The organism is Fibrella aestuarina BUZ 2, assembly GCF_000331105.1.
Classification (GTDB): Bacteria; Bacteroidota; Bacteroidia; order Cytophagales; family Spirosomataceae; genus Fibrella; species Fibrella aestuarina.
Map to the genome: position 1 here is coordinate 1,236,997 of NC_020054.1, position 15,777 is coordinate 1,252,773.

At 57.1% G+C, this 15,777-nt stretch carries 12 protein-coding genes; 7 read left to right on the forward strand and 5 right to left on the reverse strand.

Annotated elements, in window-relative coordinates; genetic code table 11:
- Nucleotides 1-49: 49 nt before the first annotated feature.
- Nucleotides 50-799, reverse strand: a complete 750-nt coding sequence (locus FAES_RS04920) for an ABC transporter ATP-binding protein (protein WP_015330098.1) — start codon at nucleotides 797-799, stop codon at nucleotides 50-52.
- 34 nt (nucleotides 800-833) lie between these two features.
- Complete coding sequence (locus FAES_RS04925) at nucleotides 834-1,565, reverse strand: MlaE family ABC transporter permease (protein WP_015330099.1); 732 nt, start codon at nucleotides 1,563-1,565, stop codon at nucleotides 834-836.
- A 133-nt stretch (nucleotides 1,566-1,698) separates the two neighbouring features.
- On the opposite strand from FAES_RS04925, the gene panB reads away from it, so the two are divergent.
- Complete coding sequence (gene panB / locus FAES_RS04930) at nucleotides 1,699-2,517, forward strand: 3-methyl-2-oxobutanoate hydroxymethyltransferase (protein WP_015330100.1); 819 nt, start codon at nucleotides 1,699-1,701, stop codon at nucleotides 2,515-2,517.
- A 47-nt stretch (nucleotides 2,518-2,564) separates the two neighbouring features.
- Entirely contained in the window at nucleotides 2,565-3,296 is a 732-nt protein-coding gene (locus FAES_RS04935; RefSeq protein WP_015330101.1) for an RluA family pseudouridine synthase, read from the forward strand.
- 68 nt (nucleotides 3,297-3,364) lie between these two features.
- Here FAES_RS04935 and FAES_RS04940 read toward each other — a convergent pair whose 3' ends face one another.
- Nucleotides 3,365-3,547 carry a hypothetical protein gene (locus tag FAES_RS04940; RefSeq protein ID WP_041257561.1) on the reverse strand — a complete coding sequence of 61 codons (183 nt, stop codon included), beginning with the start codon at nucleotides 3,545-3,547 and terminating at the stop codon, nucleotides 3,365-3,367.
- 305 nt (nucleotides 3,548-3,852) lie between these two features.
- On the opposite strand from FAES_RS04940, the gene FAES_RS04945 reads away from it, so the two are divergent.
- The 4 genes from FAES_RS04945 to panD all read left to right on the forward strand — a co-directional run bounded on the left by FAES_RS04945 (nucleotide 3,853) and on the right by panD (nucleotide 7,603).
- Nucleotides 3,853-4,218, forward strand: a complete 366-nt coding sequence (locus FAES_RS04945) for a DUF8478 family putative metalloprotein (RefSeq protein ID WP_015330102.1) — start codon at nucleotides 3,853-3,855, stop codon at nucleotides 4,216-4,218.
- 97 nt (nucleotides 4,219-4,315) lie between these two features.
- Complete coding sequence (locus FAES_RS04950; protein WP_015330103.1) at nucleotides 4,316-6,739, forward strand: TonB-dependent receptor; 2,424 nt, start codon at nucleotides 4,316-4,318, stop codon at nucleotides 6,737-6,739.
- A gap of 144 nt (nucleotides 6,740-6,883) precedes the next feature.
- Nucleotides 6,884-7,138: a type II toxin-antitoxin system death-on-curing family toxin gene (locus tag FAES_RS04955; RefSeq protein WP_051054028.1), complete on the forward strand. Its 255-nt coding sequence runs from the start codon at nucleotides 6,884-6,886 to the stop codon at nucleotides 7,136-7,138.
- Between the two features lie 93 nt (nucleotides 7,139-7,231).
- Nucleotides 7,232-7,603, forward strand: a complete 372-nt coding sequence (gene panD / locus FAES_RS04960; RefSeq protein WP_015330104.1) for an aspartate 1-decarboxylase — start codon at nucleotides 7,232-7,234, stop codon at nucleotides 7,601-7,603.
- 80 nt (nucleotides 7,604-7,683) lie between these two features.
- Here the strand turns inward: panD and FAES_RS04965 are convergent, their stop codons facing one another.
- Nucleotides 7,684-7,893: a hypothetical protein gene (locus FAES_RS04965; RefSeq protein ID WP_041257562.1), complete on the reverse strand. Its 210-nt coding sequence runs from the start codon at nucleotides 7,891-7,893 to the stop codon at nucleotides 7,684-7,686.
- Between the two features lie 85 nt (nucleotides 7,894-7,978).
- Nucleotides 7,979-8,458, reverse strand: a complete 480-nt coding sequence (locus tag FAES_RS04970) for a YDG/SRA domain-containing protein (protein ID WP_015330105.1) — start codon at nucleotides 8,456-8,458, stop codon at nucleotides 7,979-7,981.
- Nucleotides 8,459-9,023: 565 nt separating this feature from the next.
- Between FAES_RS04970 and FAES_RS04975 the strand changes: the two genes are divergently transcribed.
- Entirely contained in the window at nucleotides 9,024-15,566 is a 6,543-nt protein-coding gene (locus FAES_RS04975; protein WP_015330106.1) for an alpha-2-macroglobulin family protein, read from the forward strand.
- Nucleotides 15,567-15,777: the final 211 nt, after the last annotated feature.

A 15,777-nucleotide genomic window follows, 5' to 3' on the forward strand; every position in this document is an offset into this window, starting at 1 on the left:
GATGCCAATCGGCACCAGTTGCGTTGACCCTTTCTTAGTAAACTTAACCCTATTTCCCTTCCATCTCGCGCAACAGCTTGTTGGCGTAGATGAATTCGTTCAGCTCTTTTACGTCGGAGTGGGGGAGGGTTTCGCTGTTACCTTCCCACAGTTTTTTGCCCTGGTAAAGAAACATGATTTTCTCGCCGATCTCCATCATCGAGTTCATGTCGTGCGTAATCACGACGGTCGTGATCTTGTATTCGTCGGTGATCTCCTTGATGAGTTGGTCAATCTTGATCGACGTAAGCGGGTCGAGGCCTGAGTTGGGTTCGTCGCAAAACAGGTATTTGGGGTTCATCACGATGGCCCGGGCAATACCAACCCGCTTTTTCATCCCACCCGAAATCTCCGACGGCATCCGCTGCTCGGCGTTTTCCAGCCCAACCCGTTGCAGGGCGGCGTGAGCGCGGTCGAGCTTCTCGTCTTCCTTCATTTCGGTGAGCATATCGAGCGGAAAGCGGACGTTATCAAGCACGTTTTTCGAATCGAACAGCGCCGAGCCTTGGAAGAGAACGCCCATCTCGCGGCGGATGGCCTTGATATCATCTTCGTGGCTCGTCAGAAAGTTACGGCCATCGTAAAGGACTTCCCCTTCGTCGGGCTTCACCAGGCCAATCATACATTTCAGCAATACGCTTTTACCCGTACCTGATCCGCCAATCACCAGACTGGTCTCGCCCTGCTGAAACTGCCCACTGATGCCCGCCAGCACTTGCCGGTCGCCAAACGTTTTCTGAATATTCTTAATCTCGATCATGAGTCAAAGACCGTCTCTTTAGAGCGGGGATAGGCTAGGCCAGTAGCAATTGCGTAAGCACGAAGTCGGCGATGATGATCGATATACAACTCGCCGTTACGGCGTTGGTCGATGCATTACCGACTTCAAGGGCGCCACCGCTCACGTTGAAGCCCTGATAGGCTGAAATCGTAGCGATCAGAAACGCAAAGACTTCCGTCTTGATCAAGGCGAATTTTATGCCGAACGGATTGTAATCGAGACGAAGGCCCGCCAGAAAATCTTCGTTTGAAATCACATTCGTGAGCATACCGGCGATGTAGCCACCCACTATGCCCAGAAACGCGGCCATAATGGTGAGTAACGGAAACATGAACATGGCACCGATTACCTTGGGCAACACCAGATACGAGCTCGAATTGATACCCATCACCTCAAGCGCGTCGATCTGCTCCGTCACGCGCATTGTGCCCAATTGCCCCGCAATGTTTGACCCTACCTTACCGGCCAGTACGATGGCGCTGATGGTGGGGGCAAATTCGAGGATCGTACTGTCGCGCACAATGAAGGCAATGATGTTGCGCGGCACAAACGGGTTATCCAGGTTATAGGCCGTCTGAACGCAGGTAACGGCGCCGATAAAGGAAGCGACGATCGAGACGATGAAGATCGAATTGACGCCGATGCTGACGCATTCGTCGAGAATCAGGCGCATGTAGACGGACAGACGTTCGCGGTTGCGAAACAACGTACCGAGAAAGATAAAGTACCGACCAAGGGTAACCATATAGAAACAAACAAAGGGCCGTTGGCCACAACGGCGCAGCAGGGCCCTACGGCACTCAACGACCAGCGGGTGGGAATGGTTTCTGGGCCATTGCGTTCTTCCCCACTCTATCTTTGCGAAAAGTCATTCCCACATGTCTGTACATAACCCCGACATTAAGCGCGTTACCACGCACACACTCCAGGAGCTGAAAAGCCGGGGTGAAAAAATTTCAGCGCTAACTGCCTACGATTTTTCAATGGCGCGCGTGGTCGATGCCGCTGGCGTTGAGCTGATCCTGGTGGGCGATTCGGCGTCCAATGTCATGGCGGGGCACGAAACCACGCTGCCCATCACGCTCGATCAGATGATCTACCACGCCACCTCGGTGGTTCGGGCGGTAAAACGGGCGTTGGTGGTCGTCGACCTGCCGTTTGGTTCGTATCAGGGCAATTCATCCGAAGCCCTGCGGTCGGCCATCCGGATCATGAAAGAGTCGGGCGCCCATGCCGTGAAAATGGAAGGCGGGCAGGAGATCCGGGAGTCGATTACGCGCATTCTGAGCGCCGGGGTGCCTGTGATGGGCCACCTGGGCCTTACGCCCCAATCGATCTACAAATTTGGCACCTACGCCGTGCGGGCCAAGGAGCAGGATGAAGCCAAGAAACTAATCGACGACGCCCACATGCTCGAAGACATTGGCTGCTTTGGGCTGGTGCTCGAAAAAATCCCGGCGGCGCTCACCAAACAGGTGTCGCAGGAGTTGGCCATTCCCACCATCGGGATTGGTGCCGGACCCGACGCCGACGGGCAAATTCTGGTTATCCACGATATGCTGGGAATAAACAAAGAGTTTAAACCCCGCTTTCTGCGCCGTTACGCCGATCTGCACACCGCCATGCTGGAAGCCATCAGCCACTACGTAGATGACGTGAAAACCAACGACTTCCCGAACGAATCGGAAGCGTACTAAGTTGACTTTAAACCTGTAAGGTTTCCGAAACCTTGCAGGTGTGTTTTATGAAGAAGCGTTTGCCTTACTCGGTGGTTTATGAAGACAACCACCTGTTGATCGTGAATAAAGAGCCGGGGGTACTTGTCCAAAGCGACCGCACCGGCGACCCGTCACTGACGGAACTCCTGAAAGAATACGTCAAGGAGAAGTATAACAAGCCCGGCGACGTATTTCTGAACCCCATTCACCGGTTAGACCGGCCTGTCAGCGGGTTGGTAGTGTTTGGACGTACCTCAAAAGCCACCGAGCGGATGGCCGAGATTTTCCGGAAACGGCAGGTTCAGAAAACCTATTGGGCCGTTGTGCGGCAACATCCGGCCGAAAAGAAAGGGAAACTGGTCCATTACCTGGTGAAAGACGAGGCCAAAAACCAGGTAACCACCTACGATTACGAAGTGCCGGGCTCGCAACGGGCCGAACTGAGCTACCGTCTGCTGGGCAAGATCAACGAGCATTACCTGCTGGAAGTGGAGCCGCTGACGGGGCGACCGCATCAGATTCGGGCGCAGTTGGCAGCTATGGGGTGCCCGATTCGGGGCGACGTCAAGTATGGCTATGACCGCCCCGTACCCGAAAAGAAAATTTACCTGCACGCTCGCCGTCTGTATTTTATTCACCCCGTGAAAAAAGAGCCGTTGATTCTGCGGGCGGGCCTCCCCGACGACGGGTTCTGGGAGGAATTCCTTGAACTGGATAACGAGGAATTCAAGGACAAGAATTTAGATTTTATTTTTTAACGCGACGGGGCGGGGGCATAAACCAATCGGTTACGCCCTCGCCCCGTTTGCATCTAGGCTGCGTTCGATCAGGCTTCGGAATGCACCGAAGAATCTGCCGATTTATAGCTAACGTCGATACTCATTTGCTCGATAACACGCTCGGCCATCAATACCGCACCGCGCAACGCACCGAACACCATGCACAAAGGCAAAATGATGGGCAGGAAGAGAATCCACTGCAGCATCATGTACAACCGGATCGTTTTCATCTCTGTAGGCTTTTGAGGGTTTGGCACTGAAAAAGAGTTCATTAAACTTCTTTTCAAATGCCGTGCCAATTGTGTTACGGTATAACTAATTTATTACGTCAAAGTTAATCTTGGCATAGTGCAAATGCAAGCCTCGAACAATCAAATTATGCTATTTTCTTTCTTGTTAACTACCCCACAAACAAAAAAAGTTTTACTAGCATTAAGGTATAAGTAAAAACATTTATGTAAAAACATCAGGTTTTTCGTAAACTATTAAAATGGACTTGCGTCAAGGCCGGTTGCACTATATTTGACCGATAACTATGCGCAACCGACGTTTATATCGTTCCACGGTGGCCCGGCTCCTGTTGCTGGTTCAGCTGTTCATGCTGACCAACACAGTGGTCTTCCGCCATGCACACCGTTTACCCGACGGGACGATTGTCGTTCACGCTCACCCCTTTCTGCCTAAGGCCAACGGGCCTGTTCAGCCCAACGACCATACCCGGCAGCAACTGGTCTGGCTCGATGCGATGACCGACGCGTGTTATCCGTTTACGGAGCCGACTTTTTTCGTCTTCCAGGCTCCGATCTCGCCGTTATTCCCGGCCCCGGCTACGACCCTGGCTGAGTCGGCACATTCCGTTGCCTTTACCTGCTTCTCGCATCGGGGTCCCCCGTTGGTATAGTTCCTTCTAGTATGGCTCAGTGGTACAGGTCCCATCGGCATGATTGGGTTGATCTGCGCCCTTGCCTATTGACTATCAACCAAGACATCCCGAATGCATGAAACTGTTACTCCTCCTGGTAGCCTTTATTGGGCTGCCTGTCTCTATATGTAGTGCCCAGAATACCCTGACTGGAAAAGTCACGCACGGCGAACGCGTTGGCGAGGCCGTAATCGGCGCCGCGATCTACCTGCCTGACCTGCGCTTGGGTGCCACCACCGATGTGAACGGCAGCTATCGCCTTACCAACCTGCCCGCGGGTACGTTTACGGTGCAGGTAAGCTACATTTCCCACAAAACCCTGGTGCAGACCGTTACCATACAGGGCGAGACGGCTAAGGATTTTGTGATGGAAAACAGCTCGCAGATGCTCGAAGAAGTGATCGTGTCGGGCGCGGCTACCAAAACCATTATCCGCGAAAGCCCTGTGCCTATTACGGCGCTATCCCAACTGCGGATGCTGCAGCAAAGCTCAACCAACCTGATCGACGCGGTGGCCAAACTGCCGGGCATGTCGCAGGTGACGACGGGCGCGGGTCTCAGTAAGCCCATCATCCGGGGGCTGGGTTTCAACCGGGTCATCACCATGCACGATGGCATCCGGCAGGAAGACAACCAATGGGGCGAAGAACACAGCATTCAACTGGACGAATACGCCATCGACCGGTACGAGATTATCCGGGGGGCGGGTAGCCTGATGTACGGCTCGGATGGGCTGGGTGGTGTGGTCACGGCGCTCTCGGCCCGGCCCGTTGAAGAGGGTAAAGTGCGCGGGCGGTTGCTCACCAACTACCAAACCAACCACAACCTGCTGGGTGCCTCGGTGCAGGCGGCTGGCAACCAGAATGGCTTCGTCTGGCAGGGAGTCGTGTCCACCAAATCGTCGGCCAATTACCGCAACCGGGCCGACGGGCGGGTGTTCGCCTCGAACTACGCCGACGTGATTGATATCAGTGGATTTATCGGCCTGAACAAGAAGTGGGGTTACTCGCGGCTCTATTTCCTGCGCACCGATCAGCGATTTAACATCATCAACGGCACGCGCGATTCGCTGACGGGGCGCTTCACCACCACGTCTGTGCGGGTAGACGGTACACAGGCCGACCGTCCCGTTACGGATAGCGAGCTGAACAGCCGTGACTTTTTGCCCTACAATTCGCAGCATCTGATCAACGGCAAAGTCTCCCTCAACAACCTCTTTCAGTTTCGCAACGGCGGCGCGCTGACCCTCAACCTGAGCCATGCCCGCAACAGCCGCGACGAGTTTGCCGACATCGTTCGGCCCAATCAGGCTCAGTTGGGGCTGCGGTTATTCACGAATTACGTTGACCTGCGGTATAACCTGCCGACGCGCCACAACTGGGAGATCACGCTCGGCAGCAACGGCATGCAGCAGGCGCTGGACAATCAGGGCTACCAGGCGCTGTACCCAAACTACGATCTGTTTGATCTGGGCGGGTTTGTGTTTTTCAAGAAGAACATCGACAAGCTGAAAATCAGCGGCGGGGTACGTTACGATGGACGCTCGCTGCGCATTGGGGCGCTCTATGCCGATGCCGACGGGGCTTTCCAGGTACGTTCGCAGGGGCCGGGTAGTCAGCGGTTTGCGGGCGCCGATAAATCGTACAGCAACGTGTCGGCGAGTTTGGGGGCGGTTTACTCGCTCACGGATCGGCTGAACATCCGCGCCAACGTGTCGCGCGGGTTTCGGGCGCCAACCGTGCCCGAGCTGTCGTCAAATGGCGTACACGCAGGTACGTTCCGGTATGAGATCGGCAAGCTCGACGCCGTACCGGAGGTGGCCTATCAGGGCGATTTAGGCTTTACCTACGAAAGCCCCAACTGGTATGTCGACTTTAGCCTGTTTCAGAATAGCATTCAGAATTACGTGTATTCGGAGCGGGTGCAGACGACGGCGGGCATCGATTCATTGTTTCAGGGGAACGTACCTGTGTATCGCTATGCGCAGGGTAACGCCCGCTTGCAGGGGATGGAGGGTACCGTGACGTTCAACCCGGCGGCAGCCCGGTGGTTCTCGCTGACGCAAACCTATTCGGCGGTATTTGGCCGAAACCTGTCGGCGGTGGCGGAGAATGCGCAATACCTACCCTTTATGCCCGCTCCCCGCTGGGTGAGTCAGCTTCGCCTGACGCGCGACCGGATCAAATCGCGGTTCCGTAACCTGTATGCGACCCTTGACGTAGAAGTGACGCAGCGGCAGGACCGGTTTCTGGCGGCCTACAACACCGAAACGGCCACGCCCGGCTACACGCTCGTGCACGTCGGGGCGGGCGCTGACGTCACGGGAAACCAGAAGCAGACGCTGTTTTCGGTGTTTCTATCAGCCAACAACCTGTTCGACGTGATCTATCAAGCTCACCAGAGCCGCCTTAAGTACCTCGACGTCAACAACGCGACGGGCCGGGTAGGCGTGTTCAACATGGGTCGTAACGTGAGCCTGAAAGTGGTGGTGCCCTTCTAAGATTAACGTTTGCGCGCGGGCTGGTGTTGAGTAACTTACGGGCATAAACCGTGCAGATCATGACCGTAGCTGATAAACTTCCTGCATGAAGAGCATTTGGCCTAGCTACTTGATGCTGTACAGGCTACACTTTTCGGCGAGCCGATGTACCCTTCCGTCGCTGACAAAGCAGCCGTCTATTGCTATACTATCATCTGCAATCACGTCTTCTCTGACGGAAATAAACGAACTGGCCTTGGGTCGGCGCTCAACTTTCTGTTGGTGTTGGCTAACGGCTGGCAAATAAAGTTGTCCGTGCAACCCGATACCGTCACCAGCTATATACTGGACCTGGCGTCGGGACAATCGAGTTTGGAGGCGTGCTGGGCGTGGTTTGCGGCGAATGCGGTACCCTTGTAGCCGCCCGAACGTTACGGGGCGCTGCCTTGTTTTGTGGGGTAGCGGGTTGTCTCTACTTTTGCCGGGCTGAAGACGGCCCATCAACAACGAACCATGTTGCTTACCTTAATGAAATCGAAGTTGCACCGCGTAAAGGTCACTCAGGCTGAGTTGAACTACGTGGGCAGCATCACCATCGACGAAGATCTGATGGACGCCGCAGGGCTGCTCGAAAACGAGCAGGTACACATTGTGAACAACAATAACGGCGAGCGGCTGATTACGTACGTCATTAAAGGCGAACGCGGCACGGGCATCATCTGCCTTAACGGGGCCGCGGCCCGCCGTGCGCAACCGGGCGATGTCATCATCATTATCGCCTATTGCACCCTGACGGCCGACGAGGCGAAAACGCACAAGCCATTGGTTGTTTTCCCCGACGAAAACAATCGGCTCGTCACGGGCGGTCAGGCAGCGAGGGGATAAACTAGCGCGGGGCAGGAAGCAGGGTTTGCAGGGTGAGCTTTCGCACTTACCCCCAGCTCCGTGCTCCCTGCCTCAGGCTATTAATGGTTCGGGCAGCCGCAGTCTTTCTTGCGGAACAGGCCCCAGAGGAAACCGCGCTTCCGACGGTAGCCTTTTCGTTTGCGTTTAAAAATGGCTTCTTCTTTTGCCTTGACGGTCAGCTCGGAAGGAGCAGAAGCATAGGCTAGGGCCGGCGCCTCGACCATGGTCAGCAGAGCCGTAAGCAGGAGTACCAGAGCGGTCAATTTCATGTTGATTGCGATTACGAAGCCGTACCTAACTAACGCAAAAAGCAGGCCGACCGTTACGCTGTTGGTGCGCTTTTCTAGGGTACGATCAACCGGCCCGGTCAGGTACGAGTCGTTCCAGGTAAAATAGCCAGATCCAGAAGCCCGCCTTCCCCCGAACGCGCTCGTAAGAACGTACCTGAAAAAGGCCCTCGTAGCGGTATCCCTCGGTGGGAGCATGTTCATTGCGAAGCGTTGCCCCGCGGATCAGCCGTACGGGGTGCCCCAACGCCACGTTCCGAAGCAGCGCCATATTGTAAGCGTCGAGCGTTTGGTCGGCAATCTGCTTTCCAGTTTTCTGGTCGCGGCCTCCATGACCGGCATACCAGATACGATCGCCGGCGTCGATGTCGTCTTCATACATCCCGGCCAGAATAATCGAATCGGCTCCGTGTGCTGACGTACCGCTGATGCCCGCCCGGCGCGGACGATGCAGACCGCTGAGCGACAACGCAATGCGGTTGGCGAAGGTGTCGCCGGGCCTGAAGTCGTTGAGCGGAATAGGGGGCTGTCGGTTGTCCTGTGGCATAAGCAATCAACAAAAAATCCCGGCTAATAGACCGGGATTCTGTGCTTAGTGTGCCTGAAGGCTAGCGCCAACCGCGCCGCCCGCCATTGCCGTAGCGTGGCGCGTTATAATAGCGAGGCGCATTGTATCGGTAACTGTAATAAGGTCGACGATAATAGGCCCGCGGCGGTGGGGCTACATAAACCCGTGGCCGGTAATAGGGACGAGCGCCGTAGTAACCATACGCAGGTCCATAGGGTGGGCCGCTGCGAACGCCTACGTAAGACGGGCCACAACTCCAGAGTGTCGCAGCGAGCAGCAGAGTCAGCGCCGCATAGAGCATTGGTCTGTTTTTCATAGCCACAGCCCAGCCGGGAGAATGTGGAACTTACCAGTCGGGCTACTCCATATAACACACGGCCGCTAAAAATGATTTTCGATGGATCCATTCTAATAAAGTTATAATTCGGGGGGAGCCGGGCCTCCAACCTTTCCCACAACCTCATACTCCTAGTTACGTAAACCCACCTGTGCCAACTAAACGTTGAGCCCTCAACGTTGTCTTAACCACGTAACCGTACGTCAAATGTCTGTTCATCTCACCTTCCTGCGCGTGTTTTTAGTGGGCCCCTGGCTGTGGCTGTTGTCGTTGCCCGGCCCGGTCCGGCACGCCCATGCCCCCATGATCGATTACCCAACCGAGTGGCGTAAAGCCGACTCGCTGATGGCCAAAGGGCTCCCTAAATCGGCCCTGGAAATTGCCGATCGCCTGTATGCGGAGGCGAAAAAAACCAATAACCAGCCCCAACTGCTAAAAGCGGCAATGCGGCGCGTGGTCTTCCGAACGCAGGCGGCCAAAGACGAAGAAACGTACGTTACGCTGACGCGTGAACTGACCACCGATATTGCCGAAACCAACGGTGCGACCCGTGCCGTACTCCAATCGGTGCTGGCCGACGTATACTGGCAATTCTACCAGAACAACCGCTACCGGTTCTTCAACCGCACCAGCACCGCGCCCGGCGCCGACGTGGCCGGCCCCGACTCGACCGACGTCAGCACCGACCCACGTACCTGGGATACGCGCCGCCTGATGCAAACCATCACGACACTCTACAAAGCGTCTGTGCAGCCCGCGGTGTTGCAAAAAACGCCCCTCACCGCCTATGACGCCATCCTGACGCCGGGCAACAACGCGGGTCGGCAATTGCGCCCTACGCTCTATGATGTGCTGGCGCAACGGGCCATCAGCTTCTTTGCCAACTCGGAAAACGACCTGACTAAGCCAATCAACGCGTTCGGTCTGAACGATCCCACGTACCTGAGCGATCCCGAAACGTTCGCTGGTAAAGCGCTACCCACTACCGATACGCTGTCGGGGAAATACCAGGCGCTGGCCCTCTATCAGCAATTGATACGAATTCACCAGGCCGACAAAGACCCGCTGGCACTGGCTGTGACCGACGTCGATCGACTGCTGTTTGTGAGCCAGTCAGGTACGTTGCCCAACGAGCGCGACCTGATGGGTCAAACGCTCCGGCGGCAGATGGCGCGGTATAAAAACCAACCGGCCGAGGCCGAATACGGACTGGCGCTGGTGCAACTGCTGGCTCAACCCGACGGCATCATCCGCAACTACATACGGGGGCGGACCAACGTACCCAACACCGGCAATGCGCCCGATTCGGCCCGTCGCTGGGATCGGAAAACCGCCGCCGAACTCGCTCGCGACCTGATTGCCCGCTTCCCCAAAAGCTACCCGGCGCAACAGGCACAACCGTTGCTCAACAACCTGTATCAGCCCACGCTGTCGGTACAAACCGAAGACGTGAACGAACCCAACAAACCCTTCCGGGCTCGGGTCGATTTCCAGAACGTAAAAACGCTCTTTTACAAAATACTGCGCCTTACGCCCGACGAACTGCTGAGGCTGGACAACGCGGGTTCCGACGACGATAGCCAGGACCGGTGGTTCGCCGCTCTGCAAAAGCACCCAGTTGTCACACAGGGCCAACTTTCCCTACCCGACGACGGCGACCTGCGCGCGCACAGCACCGAAGTGCCGATGAATGCGCTGCCGCTGGGTCACTATGTGCTGCTAGTTTCCAACGAAGGCCGGTTTGCTAAACCCAGCGACGACCGGGCCGAGATTGTGAGCATTGGCAAGGTCGTGGTGTCCAATCTGGCGTACGTGCAGGCGGGGGCCAACCAGACGGGTGGACTAACGCTGTATGCAACCAACCGGCAAACGGGCGCGCCAGTAGCCAATGTGACCGGCACGGTGATGGTGGCGCAGGATCGCTTGGGCCGGTCGAACTACGTAGCGGAAACAACCCGCAAGACCGACGCCCAGGGCCGCTGGGTACTGGAACCGGCTCAGGCACCCACTCAGAAAGCCTTTCTGGTCCGGTTTACGAATGGCACCGACGTGCTGGATACACAGGTGTTCTATCGATACGGTCGCCCTGATCAGCCCGACGCGCCGCAGGATGTGAACCGGGCAGTGATCTTCACGGATCGGGCTATTTACCGGCCGGGGCAATCGATCTTTTTCAAAACGCTCCTTTATCAGGGCAAAGACAACAACTTTACGGTTCGGGCCAATCAGTCGGTAACGGTTCGGTTCAACGATGCTAACGGCGAAGAGGTCGCTAAAGCTGAACTGAAAACCAATGAGTTCGGGACGGCCTCAGGTACGTTCACCGCGCCGGTGGGCCGCCTGACGGGGCAGATGACGCTGGTTGTCGACAATGCCGAAGGGGGTGGGCAGGCGCTGGTCCGGGTCGAAGAATACAAACGCCCCACCTTCGCCGTGGTGGCCGAACCCATGAAGCAGGCGCCTGTGCTGGGGCAGGCGGTCACGGTGCAGGCCACGGCCAAAACGCTGGCGGGCGCGGTGGTTGACGGGGCCAACGTGACGTATCGCGTAACGCGCACCTACATCCAGCCCTACTGGTACTGGTGGCGCTCCTACCGGCCCAACGCGGGGCAGGAGCAGGAAATCGCCAACGGCACCGCCACGACCAACGCCGACGGCACCGTGAGCCTGACCTTCACGGCCGTGCCCGACATGGGCATAGCGAACACCGATAAACCGCGCTTCACCTATACCGTCAGTATCGACGTGACGGACCGGAGCGGCGAAACCCGCAGCACCACGCAAACCCTGTCGATTGGCTACACGGCCCTCACGGCGAGCCTGCCGCTGCCCAATCCGGTGCTGACGACCGACAAAAAAGCATACAACGTCGGCCTCACCAATGCCAGCGGCACATCGGTGACGTTGAAAAGTGGCACGGTTCGCCTCGCCCGGCTGGAACCGCCACGCAACGGCGCCTTACTGCGTAATCGCCTTTGGGAGAAACCTGACCGCCCCACGCTGACCCGCGCCGACTTTGAAAAGCAGTTTCCGCTCGATCTGTACGCCGATGAAGACAACCCGGCTACCTGGGCGAAAACGCCCGTTCGTACCGAACCGGCCAAAGCGGTGTCGCTGGCGGGCCTGACGCCCGGCTTGTATGAAGCAGCCATCGACGCGATCGATTCGACCGGCAAATCGGCGACCGAAGCTGTTTTCTTCACCGTTATAGACCCGCAGCAACCTACGGCACCGGTGCGGGCGGGCGAGTTTGTGCAGGTGCAGAAAGCGACGGCCCAACCCGGCGACGAAGTCGTATTCTGGGTCGGAACACGGCAACCGGGCCACGTCCTGATGGCTGTTGAGGAGAAAGGCAAGATCGTGCGGCAGGAGTGGATCAATACCACTGGTAAACCCGTTCGGATAGCATTGCCCGTTGGCGAAAAGCACCGGGGTGGCTTTGCCGTACACTTCGCGATGGTGCAAAATGGTCGTTTACTGATGAAGAACGAAACCATTGCCGTGCCGTTCACCAACAAGCAGCTAACGATCGAAACCGAGACGTTTCGGGATAAGCTGCAACCCGGTCAGGCCGAGCAGTGGACATTGCGCGTCAGTGGTCCGAACCAGGATAAGGTGCTGGGTGAACTGGTCGCCACGCTTTACGATGCCTCGCTCGATCAGTTCGTCGCGCACACCTGGCCAACGACGTTCTACCAGCCCACTGCGGGCCTGTACGACTATTGGGTGAGTAGTACGTTTGGCGCCGCGACCACCCGGCAATATTGGTATCCGACTCCGCCCGAAAATGAGAGCAACTTGCAGCGCGACTTCCCCGAGCTGAGTTGGGGGCCTTACCAATACATCCCCTACACTGGCCGGTTTGCTATCCTTGTCCAACCCGACCCCATCCGCATCGAGCTGGACTACGCTAAAAACGTCGTTAAAGGGCGTGTCACAGCCGATAACGGACGCACGCCCGTGCTCGATGTCAATGTGCTGCTAAAGGGAACAAGGCAGGGCGTGACAACCGATGCTGATGGCCGGTTTACCCTGGCCATACCAGACACCCAAAAGAACCCGGTACTGCTATTCAGCTACGTAGGTTACGGGCAAACCGAAGTGGCGCTGGGTAGTAAGCGAAAAATAGTGGTCCTGATGCCTGCACAAAGTACACTCTCACAGGAGCGTATCTCAGCTGGTTTCGGTGGTCAGGCAGCGCCAGGCATGAAGATGTCGGTACGGGGCCGCGCTTCAGCGGATATGGCCATGGCTGCTTCGGCGCCGATGGCTGAACGCAAAGAAAACGCCGACGGCGCCGGGCAGGCTGCCCCGGCCCCGAATCAACCCGCGTCGGCCGACGTGGCTCAGCCGGTGATTCGGAGCAATTTCAACGAAACGGCCTTCTTCTTCCCGCAACTACAAACCGACGCGCAGGGGCGGGTGGTGCTCAAATTCACTATGCCCGATGCCCTCACGAGCTGGCGGTTGTTGGCGTTCGCGCATACGAAAACCATGCAGACGGGCAGCCTCGAGGCCACCGTGCAAACGCAGAAAGAGCTGATGGTAACAACCAACGTACCCCGCTTCCTGCGCGAAAACGATACGTTGCGTCTCACCGCTCGCATCGACAACCTGAGCGGGAAAGCCCTGGCCGGTACCGCCACGCTGACCCTCACGGATGCCCTCACCGGCGAGTCATTGACAGCCAAGATGGGCCTGCGCGTAGCGGACGTTTCTTTTTCGGCCAAAGCCGGGCAGAACAGCGTGGCGACCTGGAACCTCGTAGTACCGCAGGAGCTGCCGCCCGTGGCGGTACGTGTCACGGCGCGTGCCGGTACGTTCACCGATGGCGAAGAGCGCGTGGTGCCGGTGCTGCCCAACCGTGTGCTGGTGACCGACGTGCAACCGTTCTGGATCGATGGGGGCACGCCTGGTGGCGGCAAGAGCAAAACGTTCCGGCTGAAAGCGCTCGCCGACCATAACTCCGAATTGCCCCTGCAAACCGAACGTTATACGGTTGAGGTAACCAGCAATCCGGCCTGGTACGCGCTGCAAACGCTGCCTTACCTGATGGAGTATCAATACGACTGCGCCGAGCAACTGTTCAGCAAGCTCTACGCCAACGCATTGGGCGCCCACATTCTCAACAGCCGTCCGGCCTTCCGGCAAGTGGTCGATGGCTGGAAACAGACGCCGCCCAAAAGTCCGCTGGCCAAAAACGACGAATTAAAAGCGGTGGTGCTGGAAAACACGCCCTGGCTGGCCGATGCCAAATCGGAAACCGAACGCACGGCCAAACTGGGCCAGTTTTTCGACCAGAACAATCTGGCGGCGCAACAGCGGCGGGCAATTGCCAAACTGCGGCAGTTGCAGACTGCCGACGGTGGCCTGATGTGGTTTTCGGGTATGCGCCCCAACTTCTGGATGACGATGCACGTGCTGGCCGGTTTAGGTCACCTGCAAAAACTCGGCGTGCGTTTCGATGCCGACGTACAGGCCGAGGTAAAAGACTTGCAGGCAAGCGCCATTCGTTATGTGGACACCGAGGCACAACGCCTGATGACCGACGAGAAACGGCTCGCCAAAACAAAGGTGAGCACGGGTAGCTATTGGGCGGCAACGTACCTGTATGCCCGGAGTTTCTACCTTAATACCAATCCCGTCGACAAAGGGCTGCAAGCGTACCTGTTACCGGCTATTCAGAAAGGCTGGCAGCAAAGCAACCTGCAAGGGCAGGCGCTGGCGGCTGTCACGCTACACCGCTATAATCTCAACGCCGATGCACTGGCCATTTTGCAATCCCTGACCGAACGTAGCAAGCTCTCCGACGAACTGGGTCTTTACTGGCCCGACAACGTCAGTGGGCCATACTGGTACCAGGCTCCGGTCGAGACGCAGGCGTATTTGATTGAGGCCTATCTGGAAGCGGGTACTGCCGGTGATGGCTTTGCCTGGTATCGCAAACAGCCCGCTTTTGCCAAAATGTCGGGCAATCAGGTGTTTATCGACAAGATGCGGCAGTGGCTCATCCAGCAGAAACGTACCCAGGCATGGCCTTCGACCAAAGCCACTACCGAAGCCGTTTACGCACTCCTGCTGACGGGTACCGATTGGCTCGACACGAAAAACACCGTTACCGTGCGCGTGGGCAACCAGGAAATCGCCAAACGGGCGCAGGGGAGCGAAGCCCTGACGGGCTATCAGAAAGTAACGTTTGCGCCAGCCGAAGTAACACCCCAACTCGGCGTGATCGAGGTAAGCAAGTCCGGAAAAACAGGTATCAGCTGGGGGGCGGCTTATTGGCAGCACTTTGAGCCGATGGATGCCGTGGGTCGGTCGGGGCCGGGCAGCCTCAACGTGAAGAAAACGCTCTTCCGCCAGCGAAACACGGCAGCGGGCCCTGTACTGGAACCCATTACGGCCCAATCGCCGCTTAAACCGGGTGATCTACTGAGCGTTCGGGTGGTACTGACGACCGATCGGGTGATGGAATACGTGCACCTGAAAGACGGGCGGGCGTCGGGGTTTGAACCGGTTGCGGCCCTATCGGGTACCAAATACCAGAATGGTCTTTCGTATTACGAAGCCCCGCGCGATGCCAGCACCGACTTTTTCATCGAGTACCTGCCCACCGGCACCCACGTGTTTGAGTACAAACTACGGGTCGTACACGCGGGCGACTTCGGGATGGGCGTTGCTACGGTGCAGTGCTTTTATGCGCCCGAATTTGCCGCCCATTCCAACGGCGGACGCGTGCAGGTTAATTAACTGAGGGCCTATACTTTCGCACATGATGAGGATATTGATGAAATAAGCTAACTAACGGGTTGGCAGTGATAGCCCAGATAATGTACTACTGCCAACATGGCGAAAGGGCATGGTTTGTCTAAGATGAAGCGCCCCACTTTGTCGATGAACCATGCCCTACGCCGGGGTCCCGAAAAATGGTTGCCTGAACCAGCCGAATCGCATCAGCCGA